General features: G+C 67.4%; 23 protein-coding genes. 11 read left to right on the top strand and 12 right to left on the bottom strand.

The genetic code is table 11. The features are described 5' to 3' along the window. Nucleotides 1-4: 4 nt before the first annotated feature. From E5790_RS17325 to asnS, 11 genes are all read right to left on the bottom strand, one after another. Nucleotides 5-985 carry an aldo/keto reductase gene (locus E5790_RS17325; RefSeq protein WP_014647671.1) on the bottom strand — a complete coding sequence of 327 codons (981 nt, stop codon included), beginning with the start codon at nt 983-985 and terminating at the stop codon, nt 5-7. Next, nucleotides 985-1,671: a DUF2461 domain-containing protein gene (locus E5790_RS17330; RefSeq protein ID WP_032962055.1), complete on the bottom strand. Its 687-nt coding sequence runs from the start codon at nt 1,669-1,671 to the stop codon at nt 985-987. Before E5790_RS17330 ends, E5790_RS17325 begins: the two co-directional genes overlap by 1 nt. Beyond that, nucleotides 1,668-3,107 (bottom strand): exodeoxyribonuclease I, encoded by a 1,440-nt coding sequence (sbcB, locus tag E5790_RS17335; RefSeq protein WP_111207033.1) that lies wholly within the window; start codon nt 3,105-3,107, stop codon nt 1,668-1,670. The genes E5790_RS17330 and sbcB overlap by 4 nt, the downstream gene beginning before the upstream one ends. After that, nucleotides 3,107-4,474: an NAD(P)/FAD-dependent oxidoreductase gene (locus E5790_RS17340; RefSeq protein ID WP_014647668.1), complete on the bottom strand. Its 1,368-nt coding sequence runs from the start codon at nt 4,472-4,474 to the stop codon at nt 3,107-3,109. Before E5790_RS17340 ends, sbcB begins: the two co-directional genes overlap by 1 nt. 31 nt (nt 4,475-4,505) lie before the next feature. Continuing rightward, entirely contained in the window at nt 4,506-5,780 is a 1,275-nt protein-coding gene (gene kynU, locus E5790_RS17345) for a kynureninase (protein ID WP_014647667.1), read from the bottom strand. Nucleotides 5,781-5,950: 170 nt separating this feature from the next. Further along, the gene (locus E5790_RS17350; protein ID WP_049442510.1) at nt 5,951-6,472 is read right to left on the bottom strand and encodes a 3-hydroxyanthranilate 3,4-dioxygenase; all 522 of its coding nucleotides are present in this window, start codon (nt 6,470-6,472) and stop codon (nt 5,951-5,953) included. A 19-nt stretch (nt 6,473-6,491) separates the two neighbouring features. Continuing rightward, entirely contained in the window at nt 6,492-7,154 is a 663-nt protein-coding gene (gene can / locus E5790_RS17355; RefSeq protein ID WP_010480460.1) for a carbonate dehydratase, read from the bottom strand. A gap of 72 nt (nt 7,155-7,226) precedes the next feature. After that, nucleotides 7,227-7,865, bottom strand: a complete 639-nt coding sequence (locus E5790_RS17360) for an FMN-binding negative transcriptional regulator (protein WP_014647665.1) — start codon at nt 7,863-7,865, stop codon at nt 7,227-7,229. 7 nt (nt 7,866-7,872) lie between these two features. After that, nucleotides 7,873-8,187, bottom strand: coding sequence for a hypothetical protein (locus tag E5790_RS17365; protein ID WP_006453002.1), 315 nt, complete (start codon nt 8,185-8,187; stop codon nt 7,873-7,875). Nucleotides 8,188-8,194: 7 nt separating this feature from the next. After that, on the bottom strand, nt 8,195-8,494 hold the full coding sequence (locus E5790_RS17370) for a hypothetical protein (protein WP_049408582.1): 300 nt from the start codon (nt 8,492-8,494) through the stop codon (nt 8,195-8,197). Between the two features lie 29 nt (nt 8,495-8,523). Beyond that, nucleotides 8,524-9,918, bottom strand: a complete 1,395-nt coding sequence (asnS, locus tag E5790_RS17375; RefSeq protein WP_111207034.1) for an asparagine--tRNA ligase — start codon at nt 9,916-9,918, stop codon at nt 8,524-8,526. Between the two features lie 128 nt (nt 9,919-10,046). Here asnS and E5790_RS17380 point away from each other — a divergent pair, with 128 nt between their 5' ends. From E5790_RS17380 to zipA, 7 genes are all read left to right on the top strand, one after another. Then, nucleotides 10,047-10,385 (top strand): iron-sulfur cluster assembly accessory protein, encoded by a 339-nt coding sequence (locus tag E5790_RS17380; protein ID WP_111207035.1) that lies wholly within the window; start codon nt 10,047-10,049, stop codon nt 10,383-10,385. Between the two features lie 94 nt (nt 10,386-10,479). Beyond that, nucleotides 10,480-11,022: a CbrC family protein gene (locus E5790_RS17385; protein WP_014647661.1), complete on the top strand. Its 543-nt coding sequence runs from the start codon at nt 10,480-10,482 to the stop codon at nt 11,020-11,022. 185 nt (nt 11,023-11,207) lie between these two features. Further along, nucleotides 11,208-11,645, top strand: coding sequence for a 30S ribosomal protein S6 (gene rpsF / locus E5790_RS17390; RefSeq protein ID WP_006452997.1), 438 nt, complete (start codon nt 11,208-11,210; stop codon nt 11,643-11,645). Between the two features lie 11 nt (nt 11,646-11,656). Beyond that, on the top strand, nt 11,657-11,887 hold the full coding sequence (rpsR, locus tag E5790_RS17395; RefSeq protein WP_002804494.1) for a 30S ribosomal protein S18: 231 nt from the start codon (nt 11,657-11,659) through the stop codon (nt 11,885-11,887). Between the two features lie 105 nt (nt 11,888-11,992). Beyond that, nucleotides 11,993-12,442 (top strand): 50S ribosomal protein L9, encoded by a 450-nt coding sequence (rplI, locus tag E5790_RS17400; RefSeq protein ID WP_014647660.1) that lies wholly within the window; start codon nt 11,993-11,995, stop codon nt 12,440-12,442. 259 nt (nt 12,443-12,701) lie between these two features. Continuing rightward, nucleotides 12,702-16,205: a chromosome segregation protein SMC gene (gene smc, locus E5790_RS17405; protein ID WP_111207036.1), complete on the top strand. Its 3,504-nt coding sequence runs from the start codon at nt 12,702-12,704 to the stop codon at nt 16,203-16,205. A 46-nt stretch (nt 16,206-16,251) separates the two neighbouring features. Next, a complete protein-coding gene (zipA, locus tag E5790_RS17410; protein WP_014647658.1) occupies nt 16,252-16,989 on the top strand; it encodes a cell division protein ZipA in 738 nt (245 codons plus the stop codon). A gap of 90 nt (nt 16,990-17,079) precedes the next feature. On the opposite strand, the gene E5790_RS17415 is transcribed toward zipA, so the two are convergent. Next, nucleotides 17,080-18,204, bottom strand: a complete 1,125-nt coding sequence (locus E5790_RS17415; RefSeq protein WP_049420860.1) for a pyridoxal phosphate-dependent aminotransferase — start codon at nt 18,202-18,204, stop codon at nt 17,080-17,082. 224 nt (nt 18,205-18,428) lie between these two features. Here E5790_RS17415 and ligA point away from each other — a divergent pair, with 224 nt between their 5' ends. From ligA to E5790_RS17435, 4 genes are all read left to right on the top strand, one after another. Continuing rightward, complete coding sequence (gene ligA / locus E5790_RS17420) at nt 18,429-20,900, top strand: NAD-dependent DNA ligase LigA (protein ID WP_172412079.1); 2,472 nt, start codon at nt 18,429-18,431, stop codon at nt 20,898-20,900. A gap of 49 nt (nt 20,901-20,949) precedes the next feature. Next, complete coding sequence (locus E5790_RS17425) at nt 20,950-21,435, top strand: GNAT family N-acetyltransferase (protein WP_111207037.1); 486 nt, start codon at nt 20,950-20,952, stop codon at nt 21,433-21,435. Next, on the top strand, nt 21,432-22,388 hold the full coding sequence (epmA, locus tag E5790_RS17430; RefSeq protein WP_014647654.1) for an EF-P lysine aminoacylase EpmA: 957 nt from the start codon (nt 21,432-21,434) through the stop codon (nt 22,386-22,388). The genes E5790_RS17425 and epmA overlap by 4 nt, the downstream gene beginning before the upstream one ends. A 138-nt stretch (nt 22,389-22,526) precedes the next feature. Beyond that, nucleotides 22,527-23,258, top strand: a complete 732-nt coding sequence (locus E5790_RS17435) for a DUF3011 domain-containing protein (protein ID WP_014647653.1) — start codon at nt 22,527-22,529, stop codon at nt 23,256-23,258. The last annotated feature ends 3 nt before the right edge of the window (nt 23,259-23,261 follow it).

Below are 23,261 nucleotides of genomic sequence, written 5' to 3' on the forward strand. Positions count from 1 at the left end.
AGACTCAATGACTGGGCGAGCCACGGCCGTCACCGAAGGCATCGACCAGCTGTTGCCGTTCGGCCGGGGTCAGCGCTTCCAGCCGCGTCGCCAGCACCTCGTCGAGGCTGCGGGTACGGGTGGTGCCAAGGATGCCGCTGGCCACGCCGGGATGGCCCAGCGCATAGGCGAAGGCGGTCTGGGCCGGGCGTTGGCTGCGGATCGCGGCCACTGCCCGGCGCATCTGGCGGGCACTGCGCATCAGCTGCCGGCTGCTGGGCTTCAGCCAGGCGCGCGCCAGGTACCAGCCATCGGCCAGCCGTGGCAGGCGCGGGCGCGCGGGCAGCAGGTGGCCCTGCGCCAGCACGGTCCCGGCCAGCACGCCGATGCCCACCGCCTGCAACTGGTCGATCAGCGGTTCGCGGTCCTGCTGCAGGGCGTTGTAGTCCAGCAGCACCACATCGAAGGCGTCGGGATGGGCGATCATCCAGCGCAGGGTCGAGGCCGAGTGGGTGTTGATGCCGGTGTGCCGGATCAACCCGCGTTCGCGCAGGCGCTGCAGCGCGGCCAGCAGGTCGTCGTTGATGTCGTGCTCGCTGGCGCCATGCAACTGGTAGATGTCCAGGTGATCCAGGCCGAGATTGCGCAGCGAAGCCTCGCAGCTGGCGATGATGGCTGCCGGCGAGAAATTGCGTTGCTCGGCGCCGCTGACGCCGGCCTGGCCGGTCAGCGTGCCGCCTTTGCTGGAAATCACCAGCGCGTCGCGCGGGTATTGTTTCAGCAACGGGCGCAGGATGCGGCCCAGCCGCGGCTCGGCGTGGAAACCGGAGTAGTTGTGGCCGGTGTCCAACAGGTTCACGCCCTGTGCCAGTGCATGCTCGACCACGTTCGCGGCCGATTGTTCCGGGAATCGGCGATGCCCCCAGAAGCCGGAACAGCCCAGGCCCACCGGCGAAACCGCCAGGCCGGTGCGGCCCAGCGTGCGGCGTTGCTGTGCCAATGGCATCAGAATTCCAGGTCCAGCGCCGCGCACAGGTAGTCGACGAACGGGCCGAGCGCGGCCAGATCCTTGCCCAGCGTGGACAGCAGGCGCGGACCGGTCATGGTGGCGTCGTCCAGCGAGCGCCACATCACCCAGTTGCGGTGCTTGAGGTCGTCGATGAACTCGAAGTCGGCGGGGAAGCCACGCGGCGGACGCACCAGCTTTTCGCTCTCCTCGAAATCGAAGCGCTTGCGCAGGCCCGGTGCGTGCGCGGCGGCCTTCCAGCTGCCCGGGTTGTCGAGGATGAAGTGGCGCACGCGGCGCTGGGTTTCCGGTTCCGGATGCCACAGGCCGGCACCGACGAAGCTCTCGCCCGGCTGCAGGTGCACGTAGAACGAAGGCGCGGCTACTTCACGGCGGCGCTCATGGAACAGGCGTGCGCCCTGCCAGGTCTTGTACGGTGACTTGTCGTTGGAGAAGCGCGCGTCGCGGTGGATGCGGAACAGCGAGCCGCCGACGCCGCGCGTATCGGCACGGAAGTGTTCGCTGACCTCGGCCAGGGCCGGTTGCAGGTCGCCCAGCAGGCGCAGGAACGGCTGCCGTACGTGGTCTTCATACTGCTGGCGGTGGTCGTTGAACCAGGCCTTGTCGTTGTGCCGCGCCAGGCTGCGCAGGAACCTGAAACTGGCGTCCGAGAAGTAGGTGCTCACAGTGTCTCCTGCAGGTGCTGGCCCCAGTCGCGCAGCGATTGCAGCAGGGCCTGGCGCCGCGCATCGTCGGGCGCTTCGGCGGCCAGTGCATCGAGCTGCTGCCGGTACTGGGGCAGGTTGAGTTCGCCCAGCCCGCCGTCGCCGAGCAGGCGCTGGCGGCGGTAATCCTGCCAGCGCTGGCGTTCCGCCGGCGCGAGGCTGTCGGGGTGGTTGCGCGCGCGGTAGCGGAACAGCAGCTCCGGCAGGCGCGGGTCGCGGAAACGGCCTTCCAGCGCGGCCAGCTGCTCGGGCGCGGTGGTGCGTGCCAGCGCAAGCAGCGGTTTGTCGCCGTTGCCGAGGAAACCGTCGTACAGCGAGGCATCGACGTCGGCCACGGTGGCGACGCGGGGCTGGTTGTAGACCTGGCGCGCCTTCTCGGCCAGCTGCGGGGCGAACGCGCGCAGCCGTTCCACCTTGGCCTCGATCGCGGCCACGTCCAGGCCGAGGCGCGCGTGGTCATCGGCGCGCAGGTGGTTCCAGGCGATCAGCGCTGGCACCTTGTTCAGATGCACTTCCTTCAGCGGCACCCGCGCCACGCCTTCGGGCAGCTCGCTGGCGCGCAGGTAAAGGCGCTGTGCGATCACCTCGGCCGGCAGTTCCAGCAGGTCGTCGATCTCGCCTTCCAGGTCGAACACGATCACCCGGTTGTTGATGATGGGGTGCACGGCCAGCGGCAGTACTGGCGCCGCGCACAGGCGACTGGCCGGGTAGCGCATGGAAATGTGCAGTACCGGCTTCATCGCGGCCACGTCCAGCAGGCCGCCGACGAAGCGCTTGTCACGCAGCTTCAGCGCGTACTCCCACAGGCGCGGCTGCGACTGCTTGAACAGGCGTGCCATGCCGATGGTGGCACGTACGTCGGACAGCGCTTCGTGCGCATCGCCCTCGCGCACGTTGTTGGCCTCGGCCAGGTGCTCAAGCTTGAACGAGGTGGCGCCGTCCTCGCGCAGCGGCCACTGGATGCCGTCCGGGCGCATCGCGCGCATCAGGCGCAGCATGTCCAGCAGGTCCCAGCGCGAATTGCCGTTGCGCCACTCGCGCTCGTACGGGTCGTGGAAATTGCGGAACAGCCCGTAGCGGACGAATTCATCGTCAAAGCGCAGCGTGTTATAGCCCAGCGCGCAGGTGCCGGGGCGCGACAGCTGTTCGTTGATGCGGTCGAAGGCCTCGGCCTCGCTGATGCCCTCGGCCAGGGCCTGCTGCGGGGTGATGCCGGTAACCAGGGTGGCCATCGGTGAGGGCAGCAGGTCATCGGCCGGGCGCACGAAGAAGCTGACCGGCGTATCGATCTCGTTGAGGTCGGCATCGGTACGGATCGCGGCGTACTGCGAGATGCGCGTGCGCCGCGGGTCCTGGCCGAAGGTTTCCAGGTCGTAGAACAGGAAGCTGTCGGCCATCAGTGCGCGCCCTCCAGGACCGGCAGCTGCGCGTGGATCTGCGCTTCCAGCGCGGCCCAGTCGATGTTGTCCAGTGAATCGTGACCGGTGGTGGCGGCCACCAGCATGTCGCGTTGCAGTTCGGTGCGGCGCAGCGCCTCGGCGTACGGTGTGTGCAGGAAGGTGACCATCGTGTAGTGCGGCACGAAGCGGGTCGGCCAGCGCCGCTGCAGTTCCTGCTCCAGTTCGCGCTGCAGCAGGAACGCAGGATCGGCGACACGGTCGCGCATCTCCAGGTAGTTCTCCAGCGCCATCTGCTGGATGGCACGTGCATTCGGCTTGCGCTCGGCTTCGAACGCGGCGAACGCGCCTTCCAGATCATCCGCTTCCATCAGGTGCCGGGCCAGCGCAACGCAGTCCTCGAACGCGCAGTTCATGCCCTGGCCGTGGAATGGCACCATCGCATGCGCGGCATCGCCGATCAGTACGGCGCGACCGTGCTGGTGCCAGCGCTCCAGGGTGAGCGTGCCGAGCAGCCCCGGCGGGTGCTGTTCCCAGTCCGCGCGCAGGTTCGGGATCAGCGGCAGGGTGTCGGCGAACTCCCGCGCGAACAGCGCCTCGGCCTGCGCGCCGGTGTTGACCGTGGCGAAGCTGGGATCGCCCTGGTTGGGAAGGAACAGGGTGACGGTGAAGGTGCCTTCGTGGTTGGGCAGGGCGATGCACATGTAATGGCCACGTGGCCAGATGTGCAGCGCATTGCGCTCGATTCGGAAGCTGCCGTCGGCGGCCGGTGGGATCTCCAGCTCCTTGTAGGAGTGGTCGAGGAAGGCGATGTCCTCGCCCAGCGGGGCACGGCGGTTCATCGCTGCGCGCAGGGCCGAACCGGCGCCGTCGGCACCGATCAGGGTGTCGAAGCGGATGTCGTGCGGGCTGTCGTCGCGGTCATCGATGAAACGCGCGTAACCGGCGTCGAAATCAACGGTGTGCAGGCGCCGATGGAAGTGCACGGTGGCGCCGGCCTGCTCGGCCAGTTCCAGCAACGTGGTGTTCAGATCGCTGCGGTGGATCGACCAGATCACTTCGCTGTCATCACGGCCATAGCGCTGCAGCTGCGGTTCGCCGTCGCGGGGGTGCACCATGCGGCCGCGCATCATCACCGCGCGTGCCATCACTTCGTCCTCCACACCCGCCTGGCGCAGCGCATTGCGCCCACGCTCGGCCAATGCCAGGTTGATCGAGCGGCCACTCTCGTAATCAGCCACGCGCGGATCACCGCGGCGTTCGTACAGGGTGATGCGCCAGCCTTGCCGCGACAGCAGGATGGCCAGCAGGGACCCGGCCAGGCCGGCACCGATAATGCTCAACGAGCGGGAAGCATGTGCGATCAACGAACTGTCCAGCAGCAGGGGAGGGACCGGCTCAAAGGCCGGCCCAGGCTTCCACTTCCTCGACGAAGTGGTGCACGTCCAGGTAGCGGTTGTAGAGCGGGGTGGGCGAGATGCGGATCACGTCGGGTTCGCGCCAGTCGCCGAGCACACCGATGCCGCGCAGGTGCTCGAACAGTGCGCGGCCACGCTCGCGGCCACCGATCACGCGCAGCGACAACTGGCAGCCGCGGCGCTGCGGATCGGCCGGGGTGATGATGTCCAGCACCTGCGGCAGGCGCGCGCGCACCAGTGCTTCGAGCATGCCGGTGAGCGCCAGCGATTTGCTGCGCAGCGCCTCCATGCCGGCGCGCTCGAACAGGTCCAGCGAGGCACGCAGCGGTGCCAGGCCGAGAATCGGTGGATTGCTCAGCTGCCAACCCTCGGCGCCGATGGCCGGGGTGAACTGCGGCGCCATCTGGAAGCGGGTGGCTTCCTCATGGCCCCACCAGCCAGCAAAGCGTGGCAGGGTGGTGTCGCGGTGGTGGCGCTCGTGCACGAAGGCGCCAGCCACTGCGCCCGGGCCGCTGTTGAGGTACTTGTAATGGCACCACACGGCGAAATCGGGGGCCACGTCATGCAGGCGCAGCGGCAGGTTGCCGACCGAGTGCGCCAGGTCGAAGCCGATGCGTGCGCCCTGCAGGCGGGCGGCGCGGGTGATCGCATCGAGGTCGAAGGCCTGGCCGGTGCGGTACTGCACGCCAGGCCACAGCACGAGCGCCAGGCGCGGGCCGTGTTCGGTCATGGCGCGCTCGATGGCGTTCAGTGAAATCGTGCCGTTGGCTTCGTCCGGCTGCACTTCCACCAGGCACTCGGCCGGGTCGAAGCCATGGAAGCGGATCTGGGCTTCCACTGCGTGGCGATCGGTCGGGAACGCGCCGGCTTCCATCAGGATCACCGGGCGCTGCGTGGTCGGCCGGTAGAAGCTGACCATCATCAGATGCAGGTTTACGCTCAGCGTGTTCATCGCCACCACTTCGCTGGGCAGCGCGCCAACCACGCGGGCCAGCTGCGCGCTCACCAGGCGGTGGTAGGACAGCCATTGCGTCGGGCCGGTGAAGTGGCCTTCCACCGCCAGTTCGCCCCACTGCTTCATCACTTCCTGCACCGCTGCCTGCGCGCCGCGCGGCTGCAGGCCCAGCGAGTTGCCCACGAAGTAGGTCTGCTCGCCGCCCTCATGGCGCGGAATCAGGAATTCACTGCGCAGCGGGCGCAGCGGATCGGCGGCGTCCAAGGCGATGGCGTGGGTGCGGCTGAGCAGGTCGGACATGGTCGGGCAACAGGCTGCAACGGGACCGCCAGTGTAGCGCTTGGGATGGTGGGACCGACGCCCTGAACGCCTGCGCGCCGGTTGAACTGTAGAGCCGAGCCCATGCTCGGCTTCGCGGCCCGGCAGCCGAGCATGGGCTCGGCTCTACAAGGGCCATGCCCGGCGACCGTTCAGCCCACCGCCGGCGCCGGCAGCGGATCCACGTGCCCGCACTGGCTGCAGGTACGCAGCTCCAGGCTGGCGTGGTAGCGCGCAAACACCTTGGGCAGGTCGGTCTCGATGTTCTGCAGCGGGAAGAACTCTTCGTGCAGCTTGTGGTTGCAGCGCTCGCAGTGCCAGATCACGCCGTCCATCTCGTGCGGCAGGCGCTTGCGCTCGACCACCAGGCCGATGCCACCGGGCGGGCGCCGCGGCGAGTGTGGAACCTTTGCCGGCAGCAGGAAGATCTCGCCGGCGCGGATCGGGATGTCGCGCACCGCGCCGTCTTCCTGCACCTTCAGCACCATCTCGCCTTCGAGCTGGTAGAACCACTCGGGGCCTTCGTCGTAGTGATAGTCGGTGCGCGAATTCGGCCCGCCGACCACCATCACGATGAAATCGCCGTTGTCGATCATCTTGTTGCCCACCGGCGGCTTCAGCAGGTGGCGGTTCTCTTCGATCCAGGCGTGCAGGTTGATCGGCGAAGCGAGCATGATGGTCATCCGTAAGGGATCAGTCGCGCTTGCCCTTGCGCGGGATGTAGGACAGGGCCTTTTCATATGCAGGCTGCAGCTCTTCCTGCGAACCGACGTCGATGCCCATCTCGCGCACGCGTCCGTCCTTCAGGCTGTAGACCCAGCCATGCACCATCAGCTTCTGGCCGCGGGCCCACGCATCCTGCACGATGGTCGAGCGGCACAGGTTGGCCACCTGCTCGATCACGTTCAGTTCGCACAGGCGCGCGTGCTTGAGCTCATCGGTCTCGATCGCATCGAGGATGCCGGTGTGCTTCTGCATCACGTCACCGACGTGGCGCAGCCAGTTGTCGGCCAGGCCGACGCGGGTGTTGTGCAGGCAGGCATGCACACCGCCGCAGCCGTAGTGGCCAACGATCAGGATGTGTTTCACCTTCAGCTGGTCCACCGCGTACTGCACCACGCTCAGGCAGTTCAGGTCGGTGTGCGCGACCACGTTGGCGACGTTGCGGTGCACGAACACTTCGCCCGGGGCCATGCCGATGATCTGGTTGGCCGGCACGCGCGAATCGGAGCAGCCGATCCACAGGTATTCCGGGTGCTGCTGCTTGGCCAGCTGGTGGAAGAACTCGGGGTCTTCCTTCTCGATCCGGTCGGCCCAGTCGCGGTTGTTCTGCAGCAGCTTGTGGATGTCTTTCATGTTCGGGTCCCTGGCGTCGGGTGGGGGCGCGCCGCAGCCGTCCGGCTGCGTCGTCGCGGGAATCTGCGGCGTTCAGTCGCTGCGGGCGGCCTGTTCGCGGTGCCAGCGCATCCACTGCGCCAACTCGGTGGAAGAGGGGGTGCCCAGCTGTTCCAGTTCGGCGATCACCGCACGCTGGTTGGCGTCGGGATGGTTCTGGCTCAGCTTGAGCTTCATCTGCACATGTTCGACCTGGAAACGGAAGCCGACGATGGCGCGCAGCTCCGGGCCATGTTCGGCACGCGTGGCATCGAACTGCCAGGCCTGGCCGACGCTGGCTTCGAAGCGGTCGCTGATCGCGCCGACCAGCTCCGCCAGCGCGCCGGCATCGTCGAAGGTCTGCAGTTGGCCACGCAGCTCGGCAGCAGCGTAGTTCCAGGTCGGTACCCGCGCGGCGGGCTCCTTGTCCGGATACCAGCTGGCCGAGACGTAACCGTGCGGTCCATCGACCAGCACCTTGGCCGCGCCGCTGTGGCGCGACTGCGGGTTGGCGCGGGCCCAGTGGCCGCGCAGTTCGATCTGGTCGCCGTCACGCCGGTACAGCACCGGCATCCGGGTCAGCTCCGGCAGGCCATCGCTGCCGGGGGTGAGCACGGTAACGAACGGGTCGCGCGCCAGCAGGCGGTCCAGCCAGAGCAGGTCGGTCTCGGCGAAGGCGCGCGGGGTGAACATGCAGGGGTCAGGCGCGCCCGCCGAGTGACTGGATCATGCGGCCACGCAGGCCCTCGTCGCTGTCGGCCTGCGGCGGCTGCACTTCGTGCAGGCTGAAGCCGCGCACCAGTGCGTCCTCCTCGTCCAGGCCGTCGTACTCGACGAACTCGGCGTCGAACAACTGCGAACGGGCGGTGTCTTCGCTGTCGTAGCTCAGCGTGTTGCCATCGCTGTCGAGCACTTCGGCAGTGCCGGCCGGGCGAACGCGCAGGCGCGCCCAGATGAGGGTGTTGCCGAGGCTGGCCAGCCACCAGCTGTCGCGCGAGGCGGTGATGTCATTCATGAGCGTATTACCAGAGCGAGGCCAGCCAGAGCAGGGCGGCCATGCCCAGTCCGGACAGCAGGGTCAGCAGCGATACCCAGGCCGGTGTCGCCAGCCCGGACAGCGAGCGGTCCGGTTGCTGCCGATAGTCGCGTCGCAGCAGCCAGGCCAGGGCATCGGGCTTGAGGAAGGCGCCGCTGCCGAAGCGCGCGGCGAGCGCCGGATGGCGGTCGCGCACGTGCACCAGGGTCAGCGGCCAGAAGATCACGAAGGCACTGAACCCGGCCACTGCAACGCCGACGAAACAGAGGGCGAAGAACAGGGTCATGGGGCGGTACCTCCGTGGTCGTGTGGGGCTTAGAAGTCCGCGCTGCCCGGCGCGCGCGGGTAGGGGATCGCATCGCGGATGTTGGACAGCCCGCAGACGTACACCACCAGGCGTTCGAAGCCCAGGCCGAAGCCGGCGTGCGGCACCGAACCATAGCGGCGGAAATCGCGGTACCAACTGTAGTGCTCGCGATCCAGGCCGAACTGGGCCATGCGCGCGTCCAGCACGTCCAGGCGCTCTTCGCGCTGGCTGCCGCCGATGATCTCGCCGATGCCCGGGGCCAGCACGTCCATCGCGGCAACGGTCTTGCCGTCGTCGTTCAGGCGCATGTAGAAGGCCTTGATGTGCTCCGGATAGTTGGTCACCACCACCGGGCGGCCGACGTGTTCCTCGGTCAGCCAGCGCTCGTGCTCGGTCTGCAGGTCCAGGCCCCATTCGACCGGGAAGTCGAACTTCCTGCCGGACTTCTGCAGCAGGCTGACCGCGTCGGTGTAGTCGATGCGCTCGAACGGTGCGTTGATGAAGTCTTCCAGCTTGGTGATCGCGTTCTTGTCCACGCGCTCGGCAATGAAGGCCAGGTCGTCGCTGCGTTCGTTCAGCACTGCGCGGAACAGGTACTTCAGGAACTCTTCGGCCAGGCGCGCGTCTTCGGCCAGGTCGGCGAAGGCGATTTCCGGCTCGATCATCCAGAACTCCGCCAGGTGGCGGGTGGTGTGGCTGTTCTCGGCGCGGAAGGTCGGGCCGAAGGTGTAGACCTTGCTCAGCGCCAGGCAGTAAGCCTCGACGTTCAGCTGGCCGGACACGGTCAGGAAGGTTTCCTTGCCGAAGAAGTCGCGGCTGAAATCGATCGCGCCCTTCTCGTCACGCGGCAGGTTCACCATGTCCAGGGTGGACACACGGAACATCTGCCCGGCGCCTTCGGCGTCGGAGGTGGTGATGATCGGGGTGCTGATCCAGTTGAAGCCGTTCTCGTGGAAGAAGCGGTGCACGGCCTGGGCCAGGCAATTGCGGATGCGGGTGACCGCGCCGAACAGGTTGGTGCGCGGACGCAGGTGCGCCACTTCGCGCAGGAACTCCGGCGACATCGGCTTGGGCTGGATCGGGTAGGTGAGCGGGTCTTCGACCCAGCCGACCACGTCCAGCGTGCTGGCCTGGATCTCGAACGACTGGCCCTTGCCCTGCGACTTCACCAGCGTGCCGGTGGCGATGACCGAGCAGCCGCTGGTCAGGCGCTTGATCTCATCGAAGTTGGCCAGGCTGTCGCCGGCCACGACCTGGATCGGGGCGAAGCAGGAGCCGTCGCTCACATTCACGAAGGCCAGATTCGCTGAACCGCGCACCGTGCGCACCCATCCGCGTACCGTGACTTCGCCGCCTTCCGGGATCTTCCCGGCAAGCGCATGTTCAACGCTGACCACCGTCATGACTTGAATCCTCTGCTGATCGACTCGATCTGTGAACACGGGAGTTTACCGGTTGCAGCGTTCTGTTTGCGAGGCATTTTTCGTGGCAACGGCTCCTTATAATGTCCCCGTACCTCTGGAGTAGCCCCATGGCCGTCAGCCTGACCCCCATTGCCTTCGAGCGCGTGCAGCGCTTCGTCGCCCAGACCCCCGGCGCGCTGGGCCTGCGTTTCGGCGTGACCAAGACCGGCTGCTCCGGCTGGGGCCACGTGACCGACCTGGCCCGCGATGAGCGCGAGGGCGACACGGTGTTCGAGCAGGAGGGCGTGAAGATCTACGTCGACGCCAAGAGCCTGGCCCTGGTGGACGGCACCGTGATCGACTTCGGCAAGCACGGCCTGAGCGAGACCTTCACGTTCAGCAACCCGAACGCCACCGCCGAGTGTGGCTGCGGCGAGAGCTTCACCACCGACGCCGACAAGGCCTGAGGGCCGGCCACCGGGCATGGCCCGGCGCTGACCAGGCGTGCTCTGGTGGGCGCCGACCTTGGTCGGCACGCTGGGCTCGGCAGGGACCCCACGGATGGAACGACCGCTTTTCACCTATCACCCCAATGCCTACGACCTCTCCTTCGAAGAGGTCGAGGGGATCTGCGACTGCTGCGGACAGGCGCGCGCACTGCGCTATCGCGGACCGTTCTACACCCGCCTGCGCCCGGATTACCTGTGCCCCTGGTGTATCGCCGATGGCAGGGCTGCGGCCAGTTACGAGGGGGAGTTCATCGGCTGGAGCGATATCGAGGGGGTATCCCCGGATCCGGCTGATCCGCCGCCGACCATCGCCCGTGAGCTGCTGCTGGAGATCTGCGAGCGCACCCCGGGCTACTCCTCCTGGCAGCAATCGGTCTGGTTGAGCCATTGCGAACGGCCCTGCGCCTTCCTCGGCTACGCCGGCAGCGACGATCTGCTGCCGATCCTCGACCAGGTCCGGCCGGACGTGGCGGCGGTCAATCCGCGCGACGCCGACTGGGTGCTGGAGCATCTGAGCCGGGACGGGATGATGGTCGGCTGCCTGTTCCAATGCCTGGAATGCGGCCAGCATCGTCTTCACGTCGATCTGGAATGAGCACGTGCCGGACATGGGCCGGCGCTCCCGTTCAGGTTGCCCGGTTTGCGCCCGGTTGCCCGGTGGCGCCGCTTGCCGCATAATGCGCGGCTTCCTGCCTTCCCGGCGGGAATCCTTGCCCCACCGCGGTCTCAACGGCGGGGGGCTGTCCGGCCGCAAGGCCACATCCGAAAGGTAGAAAAAACATGAGTCGTCATTACGAAATCGTGTTCATGGTCCACCCGGACCAGAGCGAGCAGGTCCCGGCCATGATCGAGCGCTACAAGTCGCTGGTCGAGAACGGCAACGGCACCATCCACCGTCTGGAAGACTGGGGCCGCCGCCAGCTGGCGTACCCGATCCAGAACCTGGTGAAGGCCCACTACGTGCTGATGAACATCGAAGCCGACCAGGCCGTTCTGAACGAACTGACCGAAAGCTTCCGCTTCAACGACGCCGTGCTGCGCAACCTGGTCATCAAGCGTGACGAGGCTGACACCGAGCAGTCGCTGATCATGAAGAGCAAGGACGAGAAGGGTGACAAGCCGGAGCGCGGTGAGCGCCGTCGTCGTGACGACGAAGAGGGCGAGTCCACCACCACCGCTGACAACGAAGCCGGCGACGACGCCGCTTCCGCCGCCTAAGGAGCCTTCCCATGTCCAAGTTCTTCCGTCGCCGCAAGTTCTGCAAGTTCACGGCTGAAGGTGTGAAGGAGATCGACTACAAGGATCTCAACACCCTGCGCCAGTACCTGACCGAGAACGGCAAGATCGTGCCGAGCCGCGTCACCGGTACCAAGTCGAAGTACCAGCGCCAGCTGGCGACCGCCGTCAAGCGCGCTCGCTTCCTGGCCCTGATCCCGTACACCGACAACCACGACGTCTGATGCCCGGCGGGGCGGCCCGGTGCCGCCCCCGCTGTGCCAGCTATTCGGACAGCCTTTGTTGCGGGGCATCGCCTCGCTAACGAATAACTCATCTGGAGCAATACCATGCAGCTGATCCTCCTGCAGAAAGTCACCAACCTCGGCAACCTGGGCGACCTGGTCGACGTGAAGCCGGGCTACGGCCGTAACTTCCTCGTGCCGCAGGGCAAGGCCGTTCCGGCCACCGAGAGCAACAAGGCCGAGTTCGAAGCCAAGCGCGCCGAATACGAAGCCAAGGCCCAGGCCATCCACGCCGACGCTGACGCCCGCAAGGCCAAGCTGGACGGCGCGAGCGTGACCATCCCGGCCAACGCTTCGACCGAAGGCAAGCTGTACGGCTCGGTCGGCGCCCGCGAAATCGCCGATGCCTTCACCGCTGCCGGCCTGCCGGTCAGCAAGAGCGAAGTCATCCTGGGCGAAGGCGCCTTCCGCAACATCGGCGAGTACGACGTGCTGATCCACCTGCACGCCGACGTCGAGACCACCGTCAAGGTCGTCGTCGTCGCCGAAGCCTGATCCCACGCCGCAAGGCCTGGCATCACCGCAGAACGGGCGCCCGCAAGGGTGCCCGTTTTGTTTTATGGCTCCGTTTCGTGGCGTGCGGCCACGTCCGGCCGACGGGGTGGGGCTGGACAATGTTCCACGCCCATTCGTAGAACACGGCCACATCGGTATACTCAGGGCGTCACACCCGTTCCACGGGCATCGATCCCAGCAGGATCAATGACTTGGAGGGTAAACGCAGGCCGCTTGCCGGCCCCAGTCCGGAACCCCTATGCGTCTTTCCACGATCAAGCTGTCCGGCTTCAAGTCGTTCGTCGATCCGACCACCCTGCACCTGCCGACCAACATGACCGGCGTGGTGGGCCCCAATGGCTGCGGCAAGTCGAACATCATCGATGCCGTGCGCTGGGTCATGGGCGAGAGTTCGGCCAGCCGCCTGCGTGGCGACTCGCTGACCGACGTGATCTTCTCCGGGTCCAATGCCCGCAAGCCGGTCTCGCAGGCTACCGTCGAGCTGATCTTCGACAACTCCGACCACACGATCTCCGGCGAATACGCCTCGTTCAACGAAATCTCGGTCAAGCGCACGGTCAGCCGCGACGGCACCAGCAACTATTACCTCAACGGCACCAAGTGCCGCCGTCGCGACATCACCGACCTGTTCCTCGGCACCGGCCTGGGCCCGCGCAGCTACTCGATCATCGAGCAGGGCATGATCAGCCAGATCATCGAGGCGCGCCCGGAAGACCTGCGCGTGTATCTGGAAGAGGCAGCCGGCATCTCCAAGTACAAGGAGCGCCGCAAGGAGACCGAGACCCGCATCCGCCACACCCGCGAGAACCTGGACCGGCTGGGCGACCTGCGCGACGAGATCAGCAAGCAGCTCGAACACCTCAAGCGCCAGGCCAGGCAGGCCGAGCAGTACCAGGCCCTGCAGGAAGAGCGCCGGATCAAGGATGCCGAGTGGAAGGCGCTGGAATTCCGTGGTCTCGACGGTCGCCTGTCGAAGCTGCGCGAAGGCCTGTCGCAGGAAGAGACCAAGCTGCAGCAGCTGATCGCCGACCAGCGTGATGCCGAGGCCCGCATCGAGACCTCGCGCGCGCGGCGCGAAGAGGCCGCCGACGCGCTCAACACCGCGCAGGCCGCGGTCTACCAGGTTGGCAGCACGCTGGCGCGCCTGGAACAGCAGATCCAGCACCAGCGCGAGCTGTCGCAGCGCCTGCACAAGGCGCGCGATGAAACCCAGCAGGCCCTGGCCGAACTGGGCCAGCACATCAGCGGCGACGAGGCCAAACTGAGGGTGCTGCGCGAGGCAGTGGAGGCCGCCACCCCGCAGCTGGAAGCGCTGCAGGAAGAGAACGAGATCAAGCAGGAAAGCCTGCGCGAGGCCGAAGACCGGCTGGCCAGTTGGCAGCAGCGCTGGGAGCAGCACACCTCGCAGAGTTCGGAGGCGTCGCGCGCCGGTGATGTCGAGCGCACGCGCGTGGACTACCTGGACAAGCAGATCCTCGACGCCGACCGGCGTCGCGAGGCCCTGGCCGCCGAGCGCGCCGGGCTGGACGTGGACGCGCTGGAAGAAGCCTTCGAGCAGCTGCACCTGCAGCACGACACGCAGAAGGCCGCGCTGGATGAACTGAGCGAAGACGTCGAGCTGCGCAAGCAGGGCGTGGCGGCCGTGCAGGAACAGCAGCGCAATGGCCAGAACGAACTGGCCGAACTGCGCAAGCAGGCCAACGGCCTGCGCGGTCGCCTGGCCTCGCTGGAAACCCTGCAGCAGGCCGCGCTGGGCCAGGAGCAGGGCGCGGCCGTCGCGTGGTTGAAGGCGCGCGGGCTGGATTCGGCGGCACGTGTCGGCGAACGCCTGGACGTCGATGCCGGTTGGGAAAACGCGGTGGAAAGTGCGCTCGGCCAGCTGATCGAAGGCGTGCTGGTCGATGACCCGGGCAGCCTGGTCAACGCCCTTGGCGAACTCGGCGACGGCCACATTGCGCTGGTCGCCAGCGCGGATGCCGAGGTCAAGGCTGCACCGACGTCGCTGGCCGCACGCGTGCGTGGCCCGGCGGCGATCCGTCGCCTGCTCGCGCACCTGCATGGTGCCAAGGACCTGTCCGAGGCGAAGGCCCTGCAGGCCAGCCTTCCGGAAGGCGATTCGATCATCACCCAGAGCGGCGAGCGCCTGGGCCAGGGCTGGCTGCGCGTGTCGCGCTCCGGTGCAGCCCAGCAGGGCGCGCTACTGCGCGAACGCGAGATCAACGAGCTGCGCGAGCAGATCGAGCAGCTGCAGGACCGCGAGGCCGAGCTGGAAGAACAGCTGGCCGGTTTCCGCGAGCAGCTGCAGGCGGCTGAACAGCAGCGCGAAGACGCGCAGCGTGCGCTGTACCAGGCCCACCGCGCGGTGTCCGAGCTGGCTGGCCAGCTGCAGGGCCAGCAGGGCAAGGTAGAGGCTGCACGCACGCGCATCGACCGCATCGAAGGCGAGCTGAAGCAACTGCAGGAAACGATTGAAGCCAACAACGCGCAGGCGCGCGAAGCGCGCTCGCGGTTGGAGAACGCGGTCAGCAGCATGGGTGATCTGGAGTCGACCCGGCAGCGGCTGGAGGGCGAGCGCCGCCAGCTGACCGAGGCGCGCGACCTGGCCCGCGATGCTGCCCGTGCAGTGCGCGAGCGCTCGCATTCGCTGGCCCTGACCCTGGAATCGCAGCGTGCGCAGCTGGCCTCGTTGAGCCAGGCGCTGGAGCGCATGGGCACCCAGCGCGGGCAGCTGGATTCGCGGCTGGGCGAGCTGCATTCACAGCTGGACGAAGGTGATTCGCCGGTCGAATCGTTGCAGGCCGAGCACCAGAATGCACTGGAAGAGCGCGTGCGCGCCGATCGCGTGCTGACCGAAGCGCGTACGTTGCTGGACGGCATCGACGCCGAGCTGCGCAATTACGAGCAGACCCGTCACCAGCGTGACGAACAGGCGCTGGCCCAGCGCGAGCGTATTTCGCAGCGCAAGCTGGACCAGCAGGCGCTGGTGCTGAGCGCGGACACCCTGCAGGCGGCGGTGGAAAAGGCCGGCTTCGTGCTGCAGGACGTGCTCAACGCACTGCCCGAGGATGCGCGCCTGGGCGACTGGGAGCAGGCCGTGCATCAGATCGACGCACGCATGCGCCGGCTGGAGCCGGTCAACCTTGCGGCCATCCACGAGTACGGCGAGGCTTCGCAGCGCTCGGATTACCTGGATTCGCAGCACACCGACCTGACTACGGCGCTGGAAACCCTCGAGGATGCCATCCGCAAGATCGACCGCGAGACCCGCGGCCGTTTCAAGGACACCTTCGACCGCGTCAATGCTGGCGTGCAGGCGCTGTACCCGCGCCTGTTCGGTGGCGGCCACGCCTACCTGGAGCTGACCGGTGAAGACCTGCTCGACACCGGTGTGACCATCATGGCGCGCCCGCCGGGCAAGCGCGTGTCCAGCATCTCGCTGCTGTCCGGCGGCGAGAAGGCGATGACGGCAGTGGCGCTGGTGTTCGCCATCTTCCAGCTGAACCCCGCGCCATTCTGCCTGCTGGACGAGGTGGACGCGCCGCTGGACGAAGCCAACGTCGGCCGGCTGGCCAACATGGTCAAGGAAATGAGCGAGAAGGTGCAGTTCCTGTTCGTCAGCCACAACAAGGCGACGATGGAGGCCGCGCACCAGCTCTCGGGCGTGACCATGCGCGAACCGGGCGTCAGCCGCCTGGTCAGCGTGGACCTGGAAGAAGCCGCGCGATTGGCGGGCGCGGCCTGACGTGCCATCCTAGTTACCTGAATGAACTAGCCGGAGAACCTATCGAATGTCCGACACGGCACTGTTGCGCATCGGCATCCTGGCCGCCGGCCTGCTGTTGATCGCCGCGATCTTCCTGTTTGGCCGTCCGAAGAAGAAGCCCCAGGGACGCCGCGTGGAAAGCGCGGAACCGGCCAGCGGCGAGCGCCGCGAACCGGTATTGGGCGAGGACGGCGTTGTCGTGGCCGATGGCCGCGTCGAACCGGGCATGGGCACGGAAGGCGAACAGGCCGAACTCGGCCTGGGCGATACCGACCCGGGCGCCAGCGATCTCGGCAAGCGCGCCACCCAGGATTTCGACAAGATCGTTTCGCTGTTCGTGGCCGCCCGGGCCGGCGAGCAGCTGCGCGGCGAAGACATCGTGGTAGCGGCGGAGAAGACCGGCCTGGTGTTCGGCCACATGAACGTGTTCCACCGTCTGGTGGAAGGCCATCCCGAGCGCGGGCCGATCTTCTCGATGGCCAGCATCATGAAGCCAGGCAGCTTCGACATGGCCAACATCCGTGCCATGGAAACCCCGGCCATCGCCTTCTTCCTGACCCTGCCGGCGCCGCTGACCGCGCTGGATGCCTGGGAGAAGATGCTGCCGACGGTGCAGCGCATGGCCGAACTGCTGGATGGCGTGGTGCTGGATGACAGCCGCAACGCCCTGGGTCGCCAGCGCATCGCGCACATCCGTGACGAGCTGCGCGCCTACGACCGTCAGCACCAGGCGCCGCCGCTGACCAAGACCCCGCGCTGGTGAGCGCCATGGCGTGCCGACCAACGGTCGGCACCCACCCCGACCAACGGTCGGCACCCACAACAGTAGATCCACGCCCTGCGTGGATGGGGTCTACGCCGGTACGCCGGCCACCTTGGCAAACGCGCGGCGGAACGCGGCCATCTCGTCCTCGCTGCCGACGGTCACGCGCACGTGCTGCGGCCAGATCGGCCAGCTGCGCCCGATCACCACACCGTTGTCGGCCATCGCCTTGGCGAACGTGCTGCCGTCGCGTTGCACGTCGACCACGAAGCAGTTCGCTTCCGACGGCAGGCAGCTGAAACCACGCTTGCCCAGCCATGCGATGGTGGCCTGGCGCACCTTGGCGTTCTGCAGGCGACGCTGCGGAATCAGCTGCGGATCCTGCAGGCTGGCCAGCGCCGCCGCCAGCGCGGGCACCGGTAGCGGGTTGTCGCCGGGGCTGGCCAGCTCGCGCAGACGCTCGGGATGTGCGGCCGCCAGGCCCAGGCGCAGGCCGGCCATGCCGTACAGTTTGGAGAATGTACGCAGTACGATCAGATCGTCGCGCTGCGCCACCTGCGCGATCAGGCTGGGCTGCTCGCTGTATTGCAGGTAGGCCTCGTCGACCAGCACGCGGGTGGAAGCAGGCTTGTGGGCCAGCAGCCAGGCGAGCTCATCCGGTGGGCTGATCGAACCGGTCGGGTTGTTCGGATTGCACACGTACAGCAGCCCGGTCGGGCGCGCATGCGCGGCTGCGACCATCGCACGCAGGTCGTGTGCGCCGTCATTGCGCAGCGGCACCTTCTGCACGTGTGCACCATGTGCGGCAGCGACCTCGCCCAGGGTCTCGAAGGTGGGGTCGGCCACCACCAGTCCCGCCTGCGGGCCGGTCCACAACGTGGCGGCGCGGTTCAATGGTTCGCTCGAGCCCGGATAGAGGCGCACATGGTCGGCCGGGATACGGGCCTGCTCGATGAAGGCATCGCGCACCTGTGCCGCCAGGGCGAAGCGGTAGCGGCCGCAGCTGGCGATGCTGTCGCGCGCCGCCTGCTGGGCAGCGGGGGAGGGGCCGTAGGGGCATTCGTTGAAGTTCAGTAGTACCGCGCCTTCGGCAGGGGCCGCACCGACGGTGGCCGCGGATTGGGCCTGGCCACGCAGCGGCAGGCCGCTGCCGGCGACGGCAAGGCTGGCACCGGCCAGCTGCAGGAAGCGTCTACGGGAGTCAGGCAGGGTCATGGGCAGGATTCCGATGGGGCCGTCGCACGCTAGCGCCGGCGTGAGCGGGCGGCAAGGTGCTTTTTGTGGCGTCGAGCCATGCTCGACTACAGACGTGCCAACCAAGGTTGGCACCTACCGGAGCGAGGAGTGCCCGTCGAGCACGCTCGACGCTGCAAAGGCGGGGCGTTACAGGGCCTGACGGCCGGGCGCGGTAGAATCCCCGGCCATCCCAGAACCACCGGATCCCGATGAGCCCCAGCCCCGCCGAACGCGCCGAAGATCTCCGCCGGCAGATCGCCCAGGCCAACCGCGCCTACCACGAGCTGGACGCGCCGGAGATCCCCGACGTCGACTACGACCGGATGGTGCGCGAGCTGGAAGCGTTGGAGCGCGAGCACCCGGAACTGGCCCGTGCCGACAGCCCGACCCAACAGGTTGGTGCACGCCCGTCCGGCCGCTTCCCCGAAGTGCGCCATGCGGTGCCGATGCTGTCGCTGTCCAATGCCTTCAGCGATGAGGAAGTGGCCGACTTCGTGCGCCGCATCGATGAGCGCCTGGGCCGCCGCAGCCTGCAGTTCTCGGCCGAACCGAAGATGGATGGCCTGGCGATCAGCCTGCGCTACGAGGACGGTCATTTCGTACTCGGCGCAACCCGCGGTGATGGCAGTACCGGCGAGGACGTGACCGCCAACCTGCGTGAAATCGGCGATGTTCCCAAGCGCCTGCACGGCAAGGACTGGCCGGATGTGCTGGAGGTGCGTGGCGAGGTGTACATGGCCCGCGCCGACTTCGAGGCCTACAACGAACGTGCGCGCCAGCAGGGCGGCAAGGTGCTGGCCAATCCGCGCAACGCGGCAGCGGGTTCACTGCGCCAGCTCGATCCGAAGATCAGTGCGCAGCGCCGGCTGAGTTTCTTCGCCTACGGCACCGGTGAAGTGCAGGGCGGCGAGCTGCCGGACACCCATTCGGGCACGCTGGCCCAGCTCGGCGCCTGGGGCTTCCCGGTCAGCGGGTTGTGCAAGGTGGTGCAAGGCGCCGACGGCCTGCTCGGCTACTACCGTGACATCGGCGAGCGTCGCGATGGCCTGCCGTTCGACATCGATGGTGTGGTCTACAAGCTGGATGACCGCGCCGGCCAGCAGGCCATGGGGTTTGTCTCGCGTGCGCCACGCTGGGCCATCGCGCACAAGTTCCCGGCACAGGAGCAGAGCACCACGGTGGAGGCGATCGAGATCCAGATCGGCCGCACCGGTGCCGCCACGCCGGTCGCGCGGCTGGCACCGGTGGCTGTGGCCGGCGTGATCGTGTCCAATGCCACGTTGCACAATGCCGATCAGATCGCGCGTCTCGATGTGCGTGTCGGTGACAGCGTGATCGTGCGACGTGCTGGCGACGTGATTCCGGAAGTGGTCAGCGTCATCCTCGACCGCCGTCCACAGGGCACCTCGCCCTGGCAGATGCCGACGCGCTGCCCGGTGTGCGGCTCGGAAATCGTGCGCGAGGAAGGTGCAGCTGCGTGGCGCTGTTCGGGCGAACTGTCCTGCCCTGCGCAGCGCAAGGAGGCCATTGCCCATTTCGCTTCGCGCCGTGCGATGGATATCGACGGCCTCGGCGACAAGTACATCGAAACCCTGGTCGACGCCGGCATCGTCAGGAGCGTGGCCGATCTGTACCGGCTCAACCGCGACCAGCTGTTGCACCTGAAGCTGGTGCTGGATGCCGAGGACCCTTCCGCACTGGCCGCCGCGCTGAAGCTGCACCTGCCGGCAGAAGGCAGCGGCGCGGTGCTCAATGCGGTGCTCAAGCTGGATGGCAACGATCCGGCGTGGCGCGCGCAGGCGCTGGCACAGCCGGCCAGCTTCGAATGGAACACGAAGAAGATCGCCACCAAATGGGCCGACAACCTGATCGCGGCAATCGACGCCAGTCGCGCAGCCACGCTGGAGCGCCTGCTGTTCGCGCTTGGCATCGAGCACGTCGGCGAGAGCACGGCCAAGGCGCTGGCGCAGTGGTTCGGTGACCTGGAACTGATCCGCCACCTGCCATGGCCGTTGTTCAAGCGCGTGCCGGACATCGGTGGCGAAGTGGCGCGTTCTCTCGGCCATTTCTTCGAGCAGCAGGGCAACCAGCAGGCCATCGACGACCTGCTGCAGGTCGGGCAGGTGCGCATCAGTGATGTGCACGCGCCCAGTGCCAAGCTGCGCGAAGGCCTGGATCTGGCGCAACTGCTGGTCGAATCGGAAATCCCCGGCATCACCCGCCTGCGTGCGGAGAAGCTGGTGGCTGCCTTGCCGGGTGCCCAGGCGGTGCTGGATGCCGAGCATGGCCAGTTCGTCAACGCCGGCCTGCCGGACGACACTGCGCGCGGTCTGGCCGACTGGCTCGATGCCGATGGCCATGGCGCGATGCTGCTGGCAGCCGAGAAGGCGATGCAGCAGATCCTGGCCAAGGCGCCGGCGCTGGCCGAGATCGTGGCCGGCCCGCTGGATGGGCAGACCGTGGTGCTGACCGGCACCCTGGCCCAGCTCACCCGCGATGCCGCCAAGGAACGCCTGGAAGCGCTGGGTGCCAAGGTCTCCGGCAGCGTGTCGAAGAAGACCAGCTTCGTGGTCGCCGGCACCGAGGCCGGCTCCAAGCTGGACAAGGCGCAATCGCTGGGCGTGCCGGTGTGGGACGAAGACCGCCTGCTGGCCTACCTCGCCGAACACGAATGATGACCCCGCCGGGTGCCTGGCACCCGGCATGAAAGACAAAGGAACGCCGATGCAGACCGCCCCGCTGGATTTCCGCCTGGCCACCCGTGCCGACGAAGAACTGTTGATCGCGTTGATGCGCGAGTTCTACGCCGAAGACAGGATCGACTTCGATGACGCGCGCGTGCGTCGCGGCGTGGACGCGCTGCTGGCCGATCCGCGCAATGGCGAAGTGCTGCTGTGGCTGGACGAGGTCGGCGAGGTGGTCGGCTACGCGGTGATCGCGATGGGCTTCAGCCTGGAGCAGGGCGGGCACTTCATGCTGCTGGACGAGCTGTACCTGAGCCATCGCGCGCGCGGTCGTGGTCGCGGCAAGCAGGCGCTGGCCATCTGTGAACAGCGCGCTCGCGGGCGTGGTGTCAGCCGCCTGCGCCTGGAGGTGAACCACCACAACGAACTGGCCCGCCGCCTGTACCTGGCCAGCGGTTACATCGACGACACCCGCGATCTGCTGACCCTGCCGCTCGACCATCCGCGCCCGGAGGGCATCCTGTGAGCGAGGCCCTGCTGCGCGCGCTGCAGCAGCGCGCCACGCTCAACGCGCTGGTGCGCCGCTTCTTCGCCGAGCGCGATGTGCTGGAGGTGGAAACGCCGATCCTGTCGGTGGCAGGCAACACCGAGCCGAACATCGACAGCTTCCATACCGATTTCACCGGCCATGTCGATGCCGGTGGCCGTCGTCGCTGGCTGCGCACTTCGCCGGAATATCCGCTCAAGCGCCTGCTGGCGGCCGGTGTGGGCGACTGCTACGAACTGGGCCGGGTGTTCCGCAACGGCGAGGCCGGTGGCCGCCACAACCCGGAATTCACCATGCTGGAGTGGTATCGGGTCGGCTGGGACCACCACCGGTTGATGGAGGAAACCGCCGAGTTGGTCGGCCAGGCGCTGGCCCTGGTCGGACGCCGTGCAACGCTGCGTGTGTTGAGTTACCGCGAGCTGTTCCAGCAGCACGTGGGCCTGGATCCGTTCGAGGCCGATGAAGCCGCGCTGCGTGTTGCACTTGGCGACGTGCACATCGACCCGGTCGGGTTGACCCGTGATGACTGGCTGGACCTGTTGATGACCCACCACATCCAGCCGCAGTTCGATGACGCGGTGATGACCGTGGTGCATGACTGGCCGGCCAGCCAGGCCGCGCTGGCCCGCATCCGTCCGGGCACGCCGCCGCTGGCCGAGCGTTTCGAGCTGTACCTGGGTGCAGTGGAGCTGGCCAACGGCTATCACGAACTGAACGACGCCCACGAGCAGCGCGCCCGGTTCCAGCGGGACCAGCAGCGCCGCCACGAACGTGGACAGGTGCAGCCGGCCGTGGACGAGGCACTGCTGTCGGCGTTGCCGTCGATGCCTGCCTGTGCTGGCGTGGCGGTGGGCGTCGATCGCCTGTTGATGGCGATGAACCGCACGCCACGCATCGCCGATGTGCTGGCCTACGACTTCGCCCACGCGTGATCCCCGCGTGTTGCTGAACATCGCAGGCTGAACGAAACGCGGGTTCGGTGCGCTTGCGTCGGTAAGCACGATGATGCTCTTATCACGGCCAATGCCGGACACTGGCATCCAGTTCATCCATTCCTGCTGGGGAAGGCTTTGGTCAAGTGGTTCGCGGTTGTCGCTGCACCGGTGTACTCCATTGCGCTCTGGGGTGCCTGGCTGCCGTCGCCGGCGTCGGCCCAGCAGGTGGGCTACGACGATGAAGTGGTGACCTGCGAATCACGCGACATGGGTTGGGTGCACTGCGATATCGAGGTTGCCAACGGCGTCGACCTGGTGCGCCAGCTGTCGAGCAACAGCTGCATCCGCGGCAGCGAGTGGGGCACTGACCGCAGTGGTGTGTGGGTCACCCTGGGCTGCCGTGCCGAGTTCCGCGCCCGGCGCGCAGCGGGCGCGGCGCCGCCGGCTGACAGCTCGGGCAAGCGCCTGGTGCGCCGTGTGGTGCGCTGCGAGTCCAATGGCCGTCCGCAGAGTTGCCCGGTACGACTCGATGGCGCGCCGGTGCGCCTGCTGCGCCAGTTGTCGGTGTTGCCGTGCCGCGAAGGGCAGGGCTGGGGCTATAAGCGCAATGAAGTCTGGACCAGCCGTGGCTGCCAGGGTGACTTCGAAGTGGCCGATGACGATGGCCGCTTCGTCGACATGCCGCGCCGCCTGACCTGCGAATCGAAGTCGAAGAAGCGGCGCTTCTGCGGTGCCAGCATCTCGGTTGGCGCCGTGGTCTCCGAGCAGCTGTCCAGCACGCCCTGCGAGGAAGGCAGTACCTGGGGCTGGAGCCGCAACGGGATCTGGGTGGACGGCGGCTGCCGCGCCGAATTCTCGGTGAATTGAGCC

The sequence above is a fragment of the Stenotrophomonas sp. PAMC25021 genome, assembly GCF_004795795.1.
Taxonomy (GTDB): Bacteria; Pseudomonadota; Gammaproteobacteria; order Xanthomonadales; family Xanthomonadaceae; genus Stenotrophomonas; species Stenotrophomonas muris.